Annotated in this window: 13 protein-coding genes; 6 read left to right on the plus strand and 7 right to left on the minus strand. The window is 42.9% G+C overall.

The window, feature by feature from the left end; all coding sequences use genetic code 11:
• Nucleotides 1–3: 3 nt before the first annotated feature.
• Complete coding sequence (locus ABD772_RS14770) at nucleotides 4–459, minus strand: DinB family protein (protein WP_345106048.1); 456 nt, start codon at nucleotides 457–459, stop codon at nucleotides 4–6.
• 289 nt (nucleotides 460–748) lie between these two features.
• Between ABD772_RS14770 and ABD772_RS14775 the strand changes: the two genes are divergently transcribed.
• Nucleotides 749–2,104, plus strand: coding sequence for a GH1 family beta-glucosidase (locus ABD772_RS14775; RefSeq protein ID WP_345106049.1), 1,356 nt, complete (start codon nucleotides 749–751; stop codon nucleotides 2,102–2,104).
• On the opposite strand, the gene ABD772_RS14780 is transcribed toward ABD772_RS14775, so the two are convergent.
• Together ABD772_RS14780 and ABD772_RS14785 are read right to left on the minus strand one after the other, a co-directional pair.
• Nucleotides 2,072–4,219, minus strand: a complete 2,148-nt coding sequence (locus tag ABD772_RS14780; protein ID WP_345106051.1) for a sensor histidine kinase — start codon at nucleotides 4,217–4,219, stop codon at nucleotides 2,072–2,074. The two genes, ABD772_RS14775 and ABD772_RS14780, sit on opposite strands and share 33 nt — an antisense overlap.
• A 54-nt stretch (nucleotides 4,220–4,273) precedes the next feature.
• A complete protein-coding gene (locus tag ABD772_RS14785; RefSeq protein WP_345106054.1) occupies nucleotides 4,274–5,455 on the minus strand; it encodes an acyl-CoA dehydrogenase family protein in 1,182 nt (393 codons plus the stop codon).
• A gap of 95 nt (nucleotides 5,456–5,550) precedes the next feature.
• Here ABD772_RS14785 and folB point away from each other — a divergent pair, with 95 nt between their 5' ends.
• The 4 genes from folB to ABD772_RS14805 all read left to right on the plus strand — a co-directional run bounded on the left by folB (nucleotide 5,551) and on the right by ABD772_RS14805 (nucleotide 13,173).
• Nucleotides 5,551–5,904, plus strand: a complete 354-nt coding sequence (gene folB / locus ABD772_RS14790; protein WP_345106057.1) for a dihydroneopterin aldolase — start codon at nucleotides 5,551–5,553, stop codon at nucleotides 5,902–5,904.
• A 154-nt stretch (nucleotides 5,905–6,058) separates the two neighbouring features.
• Nucleotides 6,059–7,462, plus strand: a complete 1,404-nt coding sequence (locus ABD772_RS14795; protein ID WP_345106059.1) for an FAD-binding oxidoreductase — start codon at nucleotides 6,059–6,061, stop codon at nucleotides 7,460–7,462.
• Between the two features lie 175 nt (nucleotides 7,463–7,637).
• The gene (locus ABD772_RS14800) at nucleotides 7,638–10,289 is read left to right on the plus strand and encodes a PAS domain S-box protein (protein WP_345106061.1); all 2,652 of its coding nucleotides are present in this window, start codon (nucleotides 7,638–7,640) and stop codon (nucleotides 10,287–10,289) included.
• Nucleotides 10,290–10,461: 172 nt separating this feature from the next.
• Nucleotides 10,462–13,173 carry a PKD domain-containing protein gene (locus ABD772_RS14805; RefSeq protein ID WP_345106064.1) on the plus strand — a complete coding sequence of 904 codons (2,712 nt, stop codon included), beginning with the start codon at nucleotides 10,462–10,464 and terminating at the stop codon, nucleotides 13,171–13,173.
• Between the two features lie 152 nt (nucleotides 13,174–13,325).
• Here the strand turns inward: ABD772_RS14805 and ABD772_RS14810 are convergent, their stop codons facing one another.
• Both ABD772_RS14810 and ABD772_RS14815 read right to left on the minus strand, forming a co-directional pair.
• Nucleotides 13,326–13,565 carry a hypothetical protein gene (locus tag ABD772_RS14810; RefSeq protein WP_345106067.1) on the minus strand — a complete coding sequence of 80 codons (240 nt, stop codon included), beginning with the start codon at nucleotides 13,563–13,565 and terminating at the stop codon, nucleotides 13,326–13,328.
• Nucleotides 13,566–13,859: 294 nt separating this feature from the next.
• Nucleotides 13,860–14,645 (minus strand): 3-keto-disaccharide hydrolase, encoded by a 786-nt coding sequence (locus ABD772_RS14815; protein ID WP_345106069.1) that lies wholly within the window; start codon nucleotides 14,643–14,645, stop codon nucleotides 13,860–13,862.
• 337 nt (nucleotides 14,646–14,982) lie between these two features.
• Between ABD772_RS14815 and ABD772_RS14820 the strand changes: the two genes are divergently transcribed.
• Complete coding sequence (locus tag ABD772_RS14820; RefSeq protein ID WP_345106072.1) at nucleotides 14,983–15,924, plus strand: alkaline phosphatase family protein; 942 nt, start codon at nucleotides 14,983–14,985, stop codon at nucleotides 15,922–15,924.
• On the opposite strand, the gene ABD772_RS14825 is transcribed toward ABD772_RS14820, so the two are convergent.
• Together ABD772_RS14825 and ABD772_RS14830 are read right to left on the minus strand one after the other, a co-directional pair.
• Nucleotides 15,914–17,290, minus strand: coding sequence for an MATE family efflux transporter (locus ABD772_RS14825; protein ID WP_345106074.1), 1,377 nt, complete (start codon nucleotides 17,288–17,290; stop codon nucleotides 15,914–15,916). The genes ABD772_RS14820 and ABD772_RS14825 overlap by 11 nt on opposite strands.
• 43 nt (nucleotides 17,291–17,333) lie before the next feature.
• Complete coding sequence (locus tag ABD772_RS14830) at nucleotides 17,334–17,552, minus strand: hypothetical protein (protein WP_345106077.1); 219 nt, start codon at nucleotides 17,550–17,552, stop codon at nucleotides 17,334–17,336.
• Between the last annotated feature and the right edge of the window lie 2 nt (nucleotides 17,553–17,554).

A 17,554-nucleotide genomic window follows, 5' to 3' on the forward strand; every position in this document is an offset into this window, starting at 1 on the left:
AAATTATTGGCGTATATAAAATATAAAGTCTAACGGTGGTAACGCATCTACGCCAATCTGTTTTAACAGCTGCCCGATCTGAGCCCTGTGATGGGTGCCGTGATTAATGACTTGCGTGGCAATTTCAGTTATCGTACTGCTAAACTCGGCACCACTGGTGTTTCTGTAGACGATCGCCCTGTCCATATCCGTGTCAGCTAATTCATTCAGAAAATCTGACCATTCGCGGTGATTTTGCGCTATGAGGGTTTCAAAGGGAATGGTTTCCACCTGGGGGAACATTTCCAGCCCGGCTTCGCTTTGGTTCTTGCAGCGTTTTAGCCAGCGCATCTGTGCGCCCAGCAGATGCGCCATTAATACCAGGGTGTTCTGTGGTGTTTTGGCCCGGCGCATGGTAGCAAGAATTTGGTTGTTGGCATAAAGGTCATAGCCAAACATGCGTAAAAAGTATTCTTTCATTGGTTGATAATTTTAATTGCGGCTAAATTAAACATTATCATGTTTAACACGTTATTCGACATAGTTAACAAAAACATCATGTTAACGTCATCATAAGCACACATTACAAGGCTACCTTAGTAGGAAAAAAAGCAATGTTATGAAATTCATCAGCAACTTATTCAGCAGCCTGCGTGAGTGGATTATCCTTAAAAGTATAGGGTCATCATTCATCCATTAATTTTATTTTTGCTAAGGTTTTTTTTATACAATTTTAATACACAATTTGGGCGTTGCGTAGCTCAATTTAATGGAATCTAATATTCAGGATACACCGCTAAGCAAACAGCTTTTTGGCGGGGATTTTATATGGGGGGTATCGACTGCTGCCGTGCAGATCGAGGGCGCGTGCGATGTTGACGGAAAAGGCGAATCCATCTGGGATGTTTTTACTTCTCAAAAAGGCAAAATATTAAACGGTCATCATCACCGCATTGCTACCGACTTCTATAATCGTTATCAAACCGATATCGATCTTGTCAAACAATTAAATATTCCAAACTTCAGGTTTTCGATAGCGTGGTCGCGTATTTTGCCAAATGGGATTGGCGAAGTTAACCAGGCGGGTATTGATTATTACAGGCGCGTTATTCAATACTGCCTTGATACCGGCATTGAACCCTGGATAACATTATATCACTGGGACCTGCCGCATGCTTTAGAAGCAAAGGGCGGCTGGACGAACCGCGAGGTCATTAGCTGGTTTAGTGAGTACGTTACTGTTTGCATTGATGCTTTTGGCGACCTGGTCAGGCATTGGATAGTGATGAACGAACCTGCCGTATTTACCGGGGCAGGCTATTTTTTGGGGATACATGCTCCCGGCCGGAAGGGAATTAAAAATTTTCTTCCGGCTATTCATCACGCGGTTGTATGTACTGCCGAAGGGGGGCGTTTGCTGCGAAAACTTTTACCTGATGCTGAGATTGGTACTACTTTTTCCTGCTCTTGGGTAGAACCTCATTCTACCAGGCCAAAAGACCTTGCAGCCGCTGTTAGGGTAGATGCTTTGCTTAATCGCACGTTTATTGAGCCAATACTAGGATTAGGATATCCTATGCACGATCTCCCTGTATTGAAAGGCCTTGATAAATATATCTTGCCGGGCGATATGGAAAAGGCGCAGTTTGACTTCGATTTTATTGGCCTCCAAAACTATACCCGCGAAATTGTAAAGTATTCATTTTTTATGCCTTACATCCATGCGGCTTTGGTTAAAGCCGAAGATAGAAATGTGCCGGTAACGGTTATGAAATGGGAGGTATATCCTGAGTCAATATATCATATCCTAAAAAAATATCAGGCCTATCCGCAGATAAAAAAAATATACCTGACCGAAAGCGGCGCAGCTTTTAAAGACGAGGTGATTGACAATCAGGTTGACGATCCAAAGCGCCTTGAGTACCTGCAGCGGTATCTGCAACAAGTGCTGAAAGCTAAAAACGAAGGCTGCAAGGTTGAAGGCTATTTTATCTGGACGCTTACCGACAACTTTGAATGGGCCGAAGGATATCATCCGCGATTCGGAATTATCTATGTTGATTTTGAAACTCAAGAACGCATTGTAAAGGCCTCAGGCCTTTGGTACGCTGGCTTGTTGCGATGATTCGGCCGGTGAATCTTTATCTGGTAAAGGCAGGCTGATATAGAATACGCTGCCTTGATTGCTGCTCTCAAACCAGATCTTTCCGTGCGATTTTTCAATGATCTGTTTGCAGATAGACAAGCCCAGACCAAATGACTTTTCGCCGGATGTGCCGGGGCGCTGTGCCTTGGTAAACATGTTAAATACCTGGTCTTTCAGCTTATCAGGTATACCGATGCCGTTGTCTAAAACAGATATTACTACCTGCCCGGTTTCTTTGGTTACCTTAACAAATATAGCGGCACCGGTAGGGCTAAACTTAACAGCGTTACTGATCAGGTTATTGATAACGCGCCATATCTTTTCACGGCTTATCATTAATTGCTGAGGGTTTGGCAGGGGCTCAAAGAAGACTTTCTGCGCTTTTTCGGCCGCTTTAAAACGCAATAGTTCAACGCTGGTACTTACTAATGCATTAATCTCAACCAGTTCGGCGTTGATCTCGATTGATGTGACATTGGTTGCTTCTAAAATTTCATTGATCAGCTCGAGCGAATTGTGTGAAGTTTCTTTTACCAGGTTGATCAGGTCTTTCTGTTCTTCTGTATAATCGTCATCAGCAAGCATACTGGTTAATGAGGCTATGCCCCCAATGGGGTTCCGCAAATCGTGTGCTACGGTGCGCAGTATACGGTCTTTTTCCTGGCTGCTTACTTTTAACTCGTTCAGCGTTTTGCCCAGCTCAATATTTTGCGCATTGATCTGCTCATTAAGCGACTTCACAATTTGTACATCTTTTTTAGATCTGCGCCAGTTGCGATATATCAGGAAGATGATGATCAGGGCCATGGTCGCAATGATCAATATCACTACCAGTACAATGCGCTGTGTTTTGTTGTTATTGCTTAACTGTTCAATTTCCTGCTGTTTCTCGTAAGTATCAAATTGTTTATCAATATCGCTTTCCTTTAGCAAATTTAACCGCGCTACATTTTCGTCCTTGAGTTTATTGTAGGCTTGTAGATAATTTAAAGCTTTTTGTAAGTCTCTTTTACGCTGATAATAATTGCTCATCAGGCGGTTCCAATCGGCCTCTGCATCCGGGTTTTTTATGGTTTTAAGCTGTTCGCCAATAGCAGTCAGTAAATTGTATAGTTCTGCATCGCGATGACGGTCATCATAAATCTGAGCCAACTTGATCTCACTTAGCTCGGCATCTACATTATCATAGTCTTTTTGCAAATTGATCCGGATGCTCTTTTTTAGCAAGGTTATGGCTTGTTCGTAGTTCTTTTTTAAGATAAATATCTCCGCCTTGTTGCCATAAATAACCCCGCGGGCGATTTCCATCATCTTTGCGCGGTCCTTAAATTGCGGCCCATATTTATTGACGAAACTTAACGATCTGTCGAAATAGATCATTGCGCTGTCCAGCCTGTTACTGTGTTTATAACTCAGCGCTATATTATCAAGCAATTCCTGTACACGATAAAAGTTTGCAAAGTCGCCGGGGACAATATCATAATAATAATAACTCCGTATAAAATAGTTTTTAGAGAGTTTATAATTCGCCATTTTATAGGTGATCATGCCCATGCGATACATGTATTCTGATAAGGCCAGTCGGTTCAAACTACTTTTGCCGACCACGTAACCCTGGAACAAGTGCTGATAAGCGGCGCTGTATTGCTGTAAATTAAAATAAGTGTCGCCAAGCGCAAAGCTGGCGTCAATAAACAAATGCGTGTATTGTTGCGGGTTATCAATGCTCTCCTTGGCTATACTCAACATGGTATCGGCATATGCCAGGGCTTGTTTATGGTCGCCTACGTTACGATGGTAATAAAAATAGCGTAAGCCATAAACGCCATACCTGTCCTCAAGCGTAAGATCATTAGAGTGATTGATGAATGAATCAAGCAGCAGCAGCCCCTTTTTTCCATGATTAGTACGAAAGAGGCTATCCACGCGGTCCCGTACGCGAAGGTACTCGTCTGAATTACCAACAGGTGTAGTTTTCTTTTTGCAGGAGAACATCGTGAGTAAAAAGCAGCCCATCACCAAAAAATTGCGAATAGACGGCATAGATGAATAAGTTTTCCGGAAAATCAACACTGTTAAATAATTCTGGGTCATCACAAATATACTATTCGCCATCACATTAGCGCTATCAGAAACGCTTTTTTGTGGTTATTTAAAAGCATCTTCGCCCGTAATATCTAATCCGGTAATTAGTAAGTGGATATCGTGTGTGCCTTCATAAGTAATTACCGACTCAAGGTTTGCCATATGTCGCATTATCGGGTATTCGCCTGTAATTCCCATGCCGCCAAGTATCTGTCTTGCATCGCGGGCAACGTTTAAGGCAATTTCAACGCTGTTACGTTTAGCCATTGAAATCTGGGCGGGGGTGGCCCGGTTTTCGTTTTTTAAAGTACCCAGGCGCCAAACCAGCAATTGCGCTTTGGTGATCTCGGTTATCATTTCGGCCAATTTTTTTTGCTGGAGCTGGAAAGCCGCTATCGGCTTGTCAAATTGCTTACGCTCTTTGGCGTAGCGGATGGCGGTATCATAGCAATCCATGGCTGCACCTAAGGCTCCCCAGGCAATGCCGTAGCGCGCCTGGTTCAAACAACTTAGCGGACCTTTTAATCCTGAAACCCCGGGGAGTAAATTTTCCTTCGGGACTCTTACATTATCAAATACCAGTTCGCCGGTCGCCGATGCACGTAATGACCATTTGTTATGCGTCTCCGGTGTTAAAAAACCCTCAAAACCACGCTCCACGATCAATCCCTGAACTTTGCCGTCCTCATTCTTTGCCCAAACAACGGCTATATCTGCAAATGGAGCGTTTGATATCCACATTTTGGCTCCGTTGAGCAGGTAATGGTCGCCGGCATCTTTAAAATTGGTGGTCATGCCGCCGGGGTCAGAGCCATGATCAGGTTCGGTCAGCCCAAAGCAACCCATCAATTCGCCGGTAGCCAGCTTGGGCAGATACTTTTTTTTCTGTTGATCTGAGCCATAAGTATAAATAGGATACATCACTAAAGAACCCTGAACCGAAGCTGTTGAGCGGATGCCTGAGTCGCCGCGCTCAATTTCCTGCATGATGAGACCGTATGAAATATAATCTAAGCCCAGCCCGCCATATTGTGCGGGTATGGTAGGGCCAAAGGCTCCTATCTCTGCCAAACCCTTTAACAAATGTTTCGGAAACTCGGCGCGCTGTGCGTAATCTTCAATAACAGGCGATACTTCTTTTTTCACCCAGTTGCGAATGCTCTGGCGTATTAGTTTATGTTCATCAGTAAGTAATTCGTCCAACAAGTAATAGTCGGGCGATTCAAAGAGATCGGTTTTTGCCATGAGAGAATGGTTTTAAACAAATATAGCCATTGCCCCCTTATTGTACAGTTTGGTAACAAACTTGTGCCGTTATTTAACTAATAGTATTTTTGGATATGATTGTAGCCTTGCATGGCGTGGAGTTTTTTGCTTACCACGGTTTTTACCCTGAAGAACAAAAATTAGGAAGTCGTTTTGTAGTAGATATCGAGGTGGAGTTTATTCCGGCAAACGATATAGCCGAAGACGACCTGAATAATACTGTTAATTATGAGCAGCTTTATGAGATTGCCTGCGAGGAGATGAAACTTACCAAAAAGCTTATTGAAACAGTGGCTCAAGGCATCATTAACAACATTGTTAAGCAATATGATTTTGTTGACGTTGTTAAGTTAACTATCAACAAACTAAACCCGTTAATTGGTGCTAAAACTAAATCATCAAGTGTTACGTTAACTTACAATAAGTGATTTTTTACCGTAGACAGTAATCCGCAGAATTCCGGGGATGTTTTATGCAGCGCTTCTAATAGCTGTTCAGGGCGGGATTTGCATAAACGTAAATCGTTAGGCTATGGTACTCAAAAAAATCATGTAATAACTTAGCTCTGCTTAATTAATGTTTATGGTTTACAACAAAATAACTGAAGGGATTGCAACTGCTATACGTCAAATTGTTGGTAATGAGTGGTTTATTAGTAATAGAGCCGATCTCGGTAAATACAGCCATGACGAAACAGAAGATCTGCGCTATTATCCCGAAGTGGTTGTTAAGCCAAAAACCGCAGACGAGGTTTCGGCGTTGTTAAAACTTTGCAACCAACATTTAATACCCGTTACCCCCCGCGGAGCTGGTACTGGCCTGAGTGGAGGTGCCTTACCGGTAATGGGCGGACTGGTTATCGCGATGGAACGCTTTAATCAGATACTAAATATCGACGAGGAGAATTTGCAGGCTACTATAGAACCGGGTGTGATCACAGAGGAATTTATGAACCGCGTTGCAGCCAAAGGTTTATTGTATCCTATTGACCCGGCTAGTAAAGGCAGCTGTTTCATTGGTGGTAATATTGCCTATGGATCAGGCGGGCCCAGGGTAGTCAAATATGGAACTATACGCGAATACGTATTGAATCTGGAAGTTGTATTACCCTCTGGCGAAATTATCTGGACGGGAGCCAACACGCTCAAATATGCCTCGGGCTATAACCTGACACAACTCTTTATCGGGTCGGAGGGGACTTTGGGTATTATTACTAAGGCAGTGGTTAAACTTATTCCCGCACCTACGACAGATGCCTTAATGCTGGCTTCGTTTAATTCGAACGAAGAAGCTTGCGAGGCAGTATCAGCTATCTTCAGAGCGGGTATTATACCGTCAACGTTAGAGTTCATGGAGCGTAAGGCAGTGCAATGGGTAATTGACAAAGACGGGATTGCCTTTGATATGCAGCCCCAGGATGCAGCTTTTTTATTGATAGAGGTAGACGGTACCAATGCTAATGTAATATTTGGCGATTGCGAAAAAATCAACGCTGTATTAGAAACGCATGGCTGTACCAATGTGTTGTTTGCAGAGTCATCGGCCCAAAAAGAAGAGTTATGGCGCATCAGGCGTACAATAGGTGTTTCGGTAAAATCAAACTCAGTTTATAAAGAGGAGGATACCGTAGTGCCACGTGCGGCTTTACCCCAACTAATTAAAGGTGTTAAAGAAATTGGTAGCCGTTATGGTTTTGAATCAGTTTGCTACGGCCATGCCGGCGATGGTAACCTGCATATAAACATTGTAAAAGCCAACATGAGTGACGACGATTGGAATACCAAATTAAAAGATGGAATCCGCGAAATATTTGAACTAACCGTTTCACTGGGTGGCACACTTTCGGGCGAACATGGTATTGGCTTTGTTCAGAAAGATTTTATGCCAATAAAATATTCGCCTACGCATTTTGAACTGTGGCGCGGCATTAAACAGGTTTTTGATAAAAATTATATATTAAATCCTTCAAAAATATTTAACGCTTAATATCAGGCACGAACATAACATATTACTAAATACACCCATACGTTGTGGGTTATATTAACCACAGCAACATAATATAAATTTTTACAATAAATATTATTTAAAGTGACATGTATATTTTATTTTTAAATCATTTGCCACAAATATGTGTTAGTGTATGCAAGTGTAAAACTTAAACATGGTCACACAATTGCTCGAAATCGGTTATAAAGATATTTTTTACAATAGTGAAGCTACAATGCTTATAGTGGGTGTTGACAAGCCAGCCTATACCATTATAGATGTTAACAACGCCTACCTTAAAGCAACCAATAGCACGCGCGATGCCTTGGTCGGGGCCTCTGTTTTCGCAGTTTTTCCGGCAAATCCCAATGATGAAGAATCAAAGAACATAGAACGGACTATTTTTTCATTTGATGAAGCGATAAACACCAAAAAGCCGCACACCCTTACTAACTATCGTTACGATATACCTGTTATTGGTACTGACAAGTTTGAAGAACGCTGGTGGACAACTACTAATACACCGGTATTGGATGCAAATGGCGCAGTAAGTTATCTTATCCATTCGCCCATTAATGTGACCGAACTGCATAATATTACAGAACGCGAGCAAAAAAGCGAGGCAGCACTGAGGCTACAGAGACAGCAACTTTTTAACACTTTTATGCAGGCCCCCGTAGGGATAGCTATTTTAAAAGGGAATAATTATGTGGTTGATCTGATTAACCCCTCGCTATGCCAGTTATATGCTCAAACCCCTGAGGCCATGATGGGCAGACCGGTTTTTGATTGTATCCCCTTTGTTAAAGGGAAGGGTTTTGAAAAATTGCTGGACAGTGTGCTTGCTACCGGCGTGCCCGTTAAAGGTGACGGCGTATCGGCTTTACTGGAGCGTAATGGTATTTTAGAAACTGTATATATCAACTATGTTTATGAGCCTTACCGCGAACCCGATGGTGAGATAAGCGGCGTTATTGTCATAGCAATAGAAGTTACCGAAATGTTTAAAGCCCGCAAGTTATTGGAGGAGGCTGAAGAACGTGCCCGTTTGGCAGTAGATGCTGTGGGATTAGGTACTTACGACCTGGATTTAATAAGCGGCGAGATCATAACGTCAACTATTGCGGCTAATATACTGGGTTTTGACAGGCTTATGTCGCGCGATGAATATCTGGCGGCTTTTCATCCCGACGATTTGGCATTAAGAAACAAGGCCCATGAAGAGGCATTGAAAACGGGGCGTTTGATTTATGAAACACGAGTGATATGGTCTGATAAATCAATTCATTGGATAAGATTAGAAGGTAAGGTTTTGTATGGTGATGACGGTGTAGCTGCCCGGATCATAGGCACGTTGCTGGATATTACTGAGCAGCGTAAAGCGATGGAAGAACAGCGCAAACTGATTACCCTGGTTGATAACAGTGTCGATTTGATGTCTATTTTAAGTTTAGATGGCGTTAACTCGTACATTAATAAAGCCGGTATCGATCTGCTGGGGTTTGACAACGCCGCACACGTAGCTCGTGTACCGATAGCTGAATTACATGATCCTGCCCATTTCGGGCAAGTTGAGCGTGAGGTTTTACCTGCGGTTATGGATAAGGGTTGGTGGGAAGGTACCATGCTGGTACGGCATTTAAAGTCTGGCGAGATATTCCCGGTTTATAATAACTGCATTCGTATTGATGACCCTGTTTTGGGTGCGCCTATTGCCGTCGGCGCTGTAATGCGCGACCTGCGGCCAGAAATTGCCGCCAAACAGGCCTTGGCCGATAGCGAGCAGTTATTACGAAATATTACCAGTGCCGCACCTGCTACATTGTGGATGTCAGACCAGGCGGGTTTGGTTACTTACATTAACCAAACCTGGATTGACTGGACCGGGCGGGAATACGCTACACATTTAGGTAGCGGGTGGTTAAGTTCAATCCATCACGCCGACCGGCAAAAGATCGTCGAGAGGTTGAACGGCGACATAGCCGTTCATGGACTGTTCGAGGCGGAGTTCAGGCTTAAGCATGCTGACGGAACTACTCATTGGTGCATGCTGACCGGACAGCCGCAGTATGATGCCCGGAACAATTTTGCAGGCTACATTGGCTCATGTGTTGATATAACTGATCAAAAGCTTTTGCAGCAACAAAAAGACGATTTTATAGGCATTGCCAGTCATGAATTAAAGACGCCCGTTACCAGTATCAAAGCTTATACACAGGTGGTAGAAAAAATGCTTCTGCGTAAAGGCGACATAAAAGAAGCAAAGATGATTGGCAAGATGGATGCTCAGATCAATCGTTTGACCAGTCTTATTGGTGATTTGTTGGATGTTACCAAGATCAATTCGGGGAAACTGCAGTTTAATGACAGCGAATTTGATTTTGTACCAATGGTGCACGATTTAATTGAAGACTTGCAGCGCACAGCTGAAAGGCATAAATTGGTTGAACATCATTCAGAAATAGGCATAGTTTATGGCGACAAAGAACGCATAGGGCAGGTTATATCTAACTTAATAACCAACGCCATCAAGTACTCACCGCACGCTGACGAAATTATTATCAGTACCAGTTTAATTGACGATGAAGTACAGCTTTGTGTTCAGGATTTTGGTATCGGTATTTCAGAGGATAAACTCGATAAAGTATTTGAGCAGTTTTATCGCGTTAGCGGCGATATGCAGCATACTTTTCCCGGTTTAGGATTGGGTCTTTATATCTCATCAGAAATAATTAAGCGGGAGGGCGGCAGGATATGGGTAAACAGCGAGGTAGGCAAAGGTTCGACATTTTGTTTTGCTATCCCGCTACAGAGAAGAACCATGTAAATATCAAACAAAAGCCGTCATTGTCTTGCTGTTTATTATTAATTATTAGCTTTTTATAATTATATTTATCCTTACAATTATAAGGATTTGAAGGGTGGATAAAGTACTGCCTTTATTACGTAAGGTAATTTTAAAAAGAAGTATTTACACAGTTACATGGTTGTGTGTGACTATGCTGTTTTTTGTTCAGCAAAGTCACGCGCAAAGCCTGGGCGATCCTATTGTGCACATTACTTTCGGGTCGGGAGTAACTTCCTATGGTCCGCCATTGGCTGCCGACTCGGGTCATACAAACTATCAATACGCAGGTTCAGCCTCTCCCGAGGATGGTCAATATGGCATATACACCACTACAGCCGGCCTGAATACCGGCTGGATAGTAACAAACGATCATTCCGGCTCTCCGAATGGCTACATGATGGTTGTTAATGCTGATTTTGCCCCGGGATTATTTTATACCCGAAGGGTTGACGGACTGTGCAGCAGTACAACTTATCAATTTGCGGCCTGGATTAAAAATATTTTAAACGGCACCGGTATATTGCCCAATGTATCCTTTTCACTTGAAACCCTGGACGGCCATGTATTAGGAAATTTCCAAACCAACAACATTCCGGCAAATAATTCCTGGATACAATATGCATTTACCTTTGCTACACCGGATAGTGTGCAGTCTGTAATTATTAAAATGACCAATCACGCGCCGGGCGGCGCGGGGAATGATATTGCAATCGATGACATCACTTTTAGCCCCTATGGCACGCTTATAAGCGCTCAGTTTGACCAGAGCGACAGTACACTTGTTTGTTTAACTGCACCAAAAACGCTTACTATAAAAACACTCACACCGCTTGACAAGGGTTATGCACAAAGATTGCAGCGATATAGTGATGGTAAATGGACTAATCACGGCCCGCCCACAACATCATCAGCTTTTACCTTTGTCACTCCGGACACTCCCGGCCACTATTCTTATCGCATTACAAAGGGAGATGCAGTCAATATTGAATATTCAAAGTGCGTGGTTTCGTCAAATCTGCTGGATATTACGGTGGTGCCGCCGCCACAGATAAACTTTACAGTTGCCGACACCGCTTGCGAGGGCGATACCACTGTAATAACAAACAACACCGCAATACCCGGCGTAGTCACCGTCGGGTGGAACTGGGACTTTGGCGACGGGCGAACATCCACCGAAAAAAATCCGAGACATTTGTACACAAGCGGCGGTGACTACACGATTACATTGACCGCGACGATCAATTTAGGTTGCAGCAGCGTATTTCAAAAAACTATTCATATTATTCCGCACCCAAACGTCGATTTTGATTCTGCAACGTTCGATTGCAATTCCAGATCAATAACATTCACAGATAAAACAGTCGTTCCGGACGGAACGATAATCAGGCGCAAATGGGATTTTGGTGATGGCGATACAAGCGTGGTACAAAATGCCGCACCATTTCAACATACGTATGATACTACCGGCACATACCATGTGCAGTTAAGCATAATTACAAATAAGGGATGCTTGGCTGTTATCACTAAAGACGTTATTGTACCTCCGGCACCGCAGGTTAACTTTATACTGCCCGAGGTTTGTTTGGCCGATTCATATGCACAGTTTAAAGACAGTTCCTTTATTGCAGACAATACCGCCTTAACCTATCTGTGGAATTTTGGCGATGACAACGCCGATGTCACTAATCAAAATACGTCGACTGCCCGAAACCCAAGGCATAAATATACCGAAGCAAAGCAATACCAGGTGACGCTTACGGTGACATCGGCGGCCGGTTGTCAGCAAACATCAACCAAAACATTTACGGTAAATGGCTCAATACCAAAAGCTGACTTCGATGTGTTAAATCCATCATCGCTTTGTAGCGACCGGGATGCGTATTTCAGTAACAAGTCAACTGTTGATTTTGGAAACATAACCAAGGTGATATGGTTCTATGACACAAATGATTTGTCGGTAACAGAAACAGATGAAAATCCTTACCCGGGTAAATTATATCATCATAAATACCCAGAGATACATTTGCCGCAGGCCACCAAAAACTATCAGGTAAAAATGCTGGCTTTTTCCGGAGAGAGTTGTGTGTCAGAAAAAGATCAATCTATAACTATACTGGCGGCCCCCGTTTTAACCTTCAACGCTCCTGATTCGGTTTGCCTGAATTTTGGCCAGATACAATTTGCCGCGCAGGAGGGTACCAATATAAACGGCAGCGGTACTTATTCAGGAACTGGTGTCACCGCGGCCGGCTTATTTGATCCGTTAAAAGCAGGTGTGGGTATTTTTGACATCTCGTATATATATACATCGGGTACGGGTTGTACCGATACCATCATTCATAAAATTAAAGTGAATCCTGTGGGGACAGTCGATGCGGGCCCTGACGTTTCTATTTTGGCAGGTGGAACGACATCGCTGCATGCAAAGGCAAGCGGCGATGACATAACTTATGCATGGTTGCCGGCAACAGGATTGAGCAGCACAGCAATCCCCAATCCGGTAGTTACATTGGACAAGGACGTAACCTATACATTAACCGTTACTAATAAATATGGCTGTTCTGTAAGCGATCAGGTTACCGTAAAAGTATTGCAGGAGCCTGTTGTGCCCAATACATTTACACCTAATGGTGACGGTGTTAACGATAACTGGGTGATCAAATACCTTGATAGCTATAGTGGCTGCACGGTAGATATCTTTAACCGTAACGGGCAGAAGGTTTTTACTTCTGTTAACTACTCCGCAATAGGGTGGGATGGACGTTTTAAGGGCCAGGATTTGCCTGTGGGTGTTTATTATTATGTCATCGACCCTAAACATGGCCGTAAAGCTTTATCGGGATATATAACTATTATCAGATAGAAAAGTCAGACATCACTCGACGACGCGTTATCTGGTACAACACATAATAATGCACAAACCACAAAGCGTAGCTATTACATTTAAACCGGTGTTAACCTGTTCAATCAGCCCTGAGTATATAAGATCTTTAAGAATGTAAACGCTGGCTTGAATTATGCCAGCGAGGGCGTGCCCGCCGGAGAGACCATTGTATCAATAAATTCGCCAATAGTTTTCAATGTGCGGCTGTCCAGGTGATCCTCGTTGCGTTGCATCCACTCGGTACCCAGTTTGTAAAGCATAGCTGCTTTTCCGTTAATGTTTACAATCCACACTTTCCAGTTTTTAAAATAACCGGTTGTAATTTCAATTAATTGTGTGGTTCCGTCGGCTAACTTCACTTTGTAATTCATTGAATGTAATGATTTAGATGATTGTGATCGAATAGTCTGTTTGTTCTCTATAGGCAATGCTGCTAAATGAATAAATAAATACGCAAAAAGGAGATAGATATTGCGTGTTGCACCTGCAAATAATAAGAAGCAATATAAACATTTAGTAATGAATTAAAAAATAAATTTCACCTCTCTAACTCTTATGCAACAGCGGCTTACCGACGCATTTAAAAAAAGAAAAGTCTTTCCGTGAGGAAGACTTTTCATGAACTTGTTATTTTTTAAACGCCCGTCATTTGAGACGGGGGGTGCTTACTCCCTGATCCAGATATTTCTGTAGCTGATAGGTTCACTTTTGTCGCCATGTGCCTGTAGTTTTAATGGCATTGGTCCGTGAGCGGTGTAAACATGTTTAACGGTTGTTGAAGTTGCACCTCTGATTTCGGTGTTATTTTGCACCAATACGCCGTTAAAAAAGATGGTAACATGCGCAGGTGTTTTAACTGTTCCATCTTCATTAAATTCTGGTGCCTGGTATGCAATGTCGTATACATTCCACTCACCGGCCTTATGTGCCGGGTTGACCAATGGGATAGACTCACGATAAACTGCGCCTGCCATACCATTGGTGTAGGTTTTGTTATCGTTGTTATAGGTATCTAACACTTGTATTTCGTATTTGCTTGACAAAAAGATACCGCTGTTGCCACGAGCCTGACTGGTGCCGGTAATGTTGGCCGGTATTTTCCATTCAATATGCAATTGGAAGCTGGTAAATTTGCGTTTGGTTTCAATATCACCAACTGATTTATCAACTGTCAAAACATCTTTCGATACCTTCCATTTAGCCGCCGATTGATCTTTAACACTTTCCCATTCATCCAGGTTTTTGCCATCAAATAAAAGAATAGCGTCTGAAGGTGCCTGACCAAAGGTTTTAGCGGGGGTTACCACATTAGGCACCGGAGTAAATATCTCGGCATTAGTTGGGTTAGCAGCTGGCAGGTTAGCTTTTCTGATATCGGCCGATGTGGTTTGTCCGTATGCAAAAGGAGAGAGGCAAAACAATGCCGCGGTTAAAAACAGGTTATATCTCATAATAGGTTAATTGTTTAAATGATAATTTATTCCAAATCTATAAGATTTTAGATTGCGATGCATAGCTTTTTTTTAGTGTATTGAAACTGTTACCGTTAGCTCATATGGGTAAAATTTCAGGAGAGTATAACCCTGCGATAGTTTTCTGCGTACAACAAGATAACACTAATTAATACTATTGATAACCATGGAAATTTTAGACAAAGATCCGTATCAGGAAAAGCCCGTAAGTGTAGTGATTTTGAATTGGGTTGTAGCCATTCTGCTGGCTGCCGACTTACTTTGGTGCATTTGTTAAATTGATTATTTTTAGTTTCTTTACGTTAAGTAAAGAACTATGAAAGTTATCCCAACACTTTTTCTTGTAAGCGCATTGACCGGTATAGGCTTTGTTTGTTTTTCTTTTAAACAAACAAAGCCGGTTATCCAGCCTCATCGCTATGATCATATTATCATTGTGATGGAAGAGAATCATGGATTTGATGAAGTGATTGGATCTACGAATGCGCCATATATAACACAACTTGCTCAGGACGGTGCATTGTTCACCAATTCGCATGGGGTTACGCACCCAAGCCAGCCTAATTATCTGGCTCTGTATGCGGGTGGTGTGCAAGGCGTTATAGGTGATGAATCACTTGAAAAAGTGACGCCGTATACTACGCCAAATCTGGGCGCTTCACTGATCAAGCATGGCTTTACTTTTACAGGGTATGCCCAAACCATGCCTTCTGTCGGCTTTATGGCCAGTTATTATAAAAGAGGTGAGCTTACCAAAGCTTCTCTTTATGCGCGCAAACATGCGCCATGGGTAAATTGGATAGGCGATAAAGAAAATAATATCCCGGCATCGGTAAGTTTGCCGATGGAACAATTCCCTAAAGATTTTTCGAAGTTGCCAACTGTTGCATTCGTTATTCCGGATATGGATTACGATATGCACAATATTGGCGACCCCGGCGACGCTGAAGCTATAAAAAGAGGCGATCAATGGCTAAAAGATAACTTAGGCGCGTATGTGGAGTGGGCAAAAAAACACAACAGCCTTTTGATATTGACTTTTGATGAAGATGATTTTAAACAGGTAAATCATGTCCCCACCATCTTTATTGGGGCCGGCATAATTCCTGGTAAATATAACGGGTATATTAATCATTATAACGTGCTGCATACCATTGAAGCGATGTATAAACTGCCTGTAGAGGACACCACCAAAGCAACAGCGATAACAGATGTGTGGAAGACTGATCGGACAAAAGATAAAAAGGCTAAACTTTAACTTCTTTCCATTTACCTCGCCTGAAAAAATACCAGGCCGCCAGGGCCAATATAGTTTCGGCTATAGGGATAGATAAGAATGCTCCGCTGGCATGCATGTTCAAGGGTTTGGCCAGATACCAGGCCAGGGGGATTTGCAGCAGCCAGAAACATACGAAGTTAATCCAGGTAGGAGTGCGTGTGTCGCCTGCACCGTTTAGTGCCTGTGTCATCACCATACCTATGCCATAAAAAATATAGGCCGAACCGAAGGTGCGAAGAGCTCTTACCCCATTTTTGATTACTTCTGCATCGGTCGTAAAAAACCTGATAATATGGCCTGAGAAAAACAGGAAAACCAGCATCACGATGCCCATAAATACAGCATTGTATTTGGCAGTAATATTAACGCTTTTCTCTGCACGATGAACTTGTTTGGCGCCCAGGTTTTGCCCCACCAATGTAGCGGCAGCATTGCTTAGGCCCCAGGCAGGTAAAATGAAGAATATTACATTGCGAATAGCTATCTGATAACCTGCTGACGCCGCCGTTCCGCCGGTTTCAGCAACAAGCCGGGCCACTACAATCCAGCTGCCACTGGCAATTATAAATTGTAATGTAGCAGGCCATGCTATATTAATAATGTTCTTGATAACTACCGCATCAAAACCAAAATGTGGCACTTTGAATTTTACAATGCCATTTCCTTTAACCAGATGATAGCATTGATAAAGCACGCCCGATGTACGGCCCGTAACTGTAGCCATAGCCGCACCTTTTAGCCCAAAAAAATGGATAAGTACCGGGCATAAAATGATATTGACAAAACTGGCTATCCAAAGGCTTTTCATGGCCATAGCTGCATTACCTGCACCACGAAAGATGCCATTAACTAAAAATAACAGGATGATAACCAAACTGCCCCCAAACATAATGCGGGTGAAAATGGTGCCGTCGGCAATTACCTCTTTACTTGCACCCATCATACCCAAAATATCGCCGGCATAAACCATACCTGTAACTGTCAATATAGCCGAAATAATAAAGGCAATAATTAATGACTGTGCACTGGCATGAGCTGCGCCTTCAATGTCCTTCTCGCCAACGCGGCGCGCTACCACAGCACCGGCTGCCGTACTTAAACCCATGGCTATGCTATAAACCAGGGCAATTACCGATTCAGTTAGCCCCACACTGGCTATTGCGTTTTCGCCAAGTTTGCCTACAAAAAACATATCCACCAGGGCAAATACACTTTCAAGGCTCAGCTCTAAAATCATCGGTACCGCTAACAAAAACACCGCACGGCGTATGCTGCCCTGGGTAAAGTCGTGGTTTTCGCCGTTAAGCGATTCTTTGATAATAGTGAATATATTTTTGAATGACATGATATTAAAAGAGAAAGGTGAATGCTGGTTAAAGGGTTGGTTATCAAATTAGAGCTTCGCAAAAGTAGCCATTCGCTGCTAATATTTCGATGATCTTTTCGGGCGACACGGCATCGGCTTCCACGCGCAATATCCGGTCGCAGTCTTCCATATCAAAGTTAACCCGGCTTCGCGGAAAATGGTCAAGGACCTGCCTGATCAATCGCTCAGAGATCTCAATTTCATTAACATTGGTTTTAAAAACTTCAACTACCATACGCATAA

Origin of the sequence: Mucilaginibacter panaciglaebae (assembly GCF_039539265.1) — a bacterium.
GTDB classification, from domain to species: domain Bacteria; phylum Bacteroidota; class Bacteroidia; order Sphingobacteriales; family Sphingobacteriaceae; genus Mucilaginibacter; species Mucilaginibacter panaciglaebae.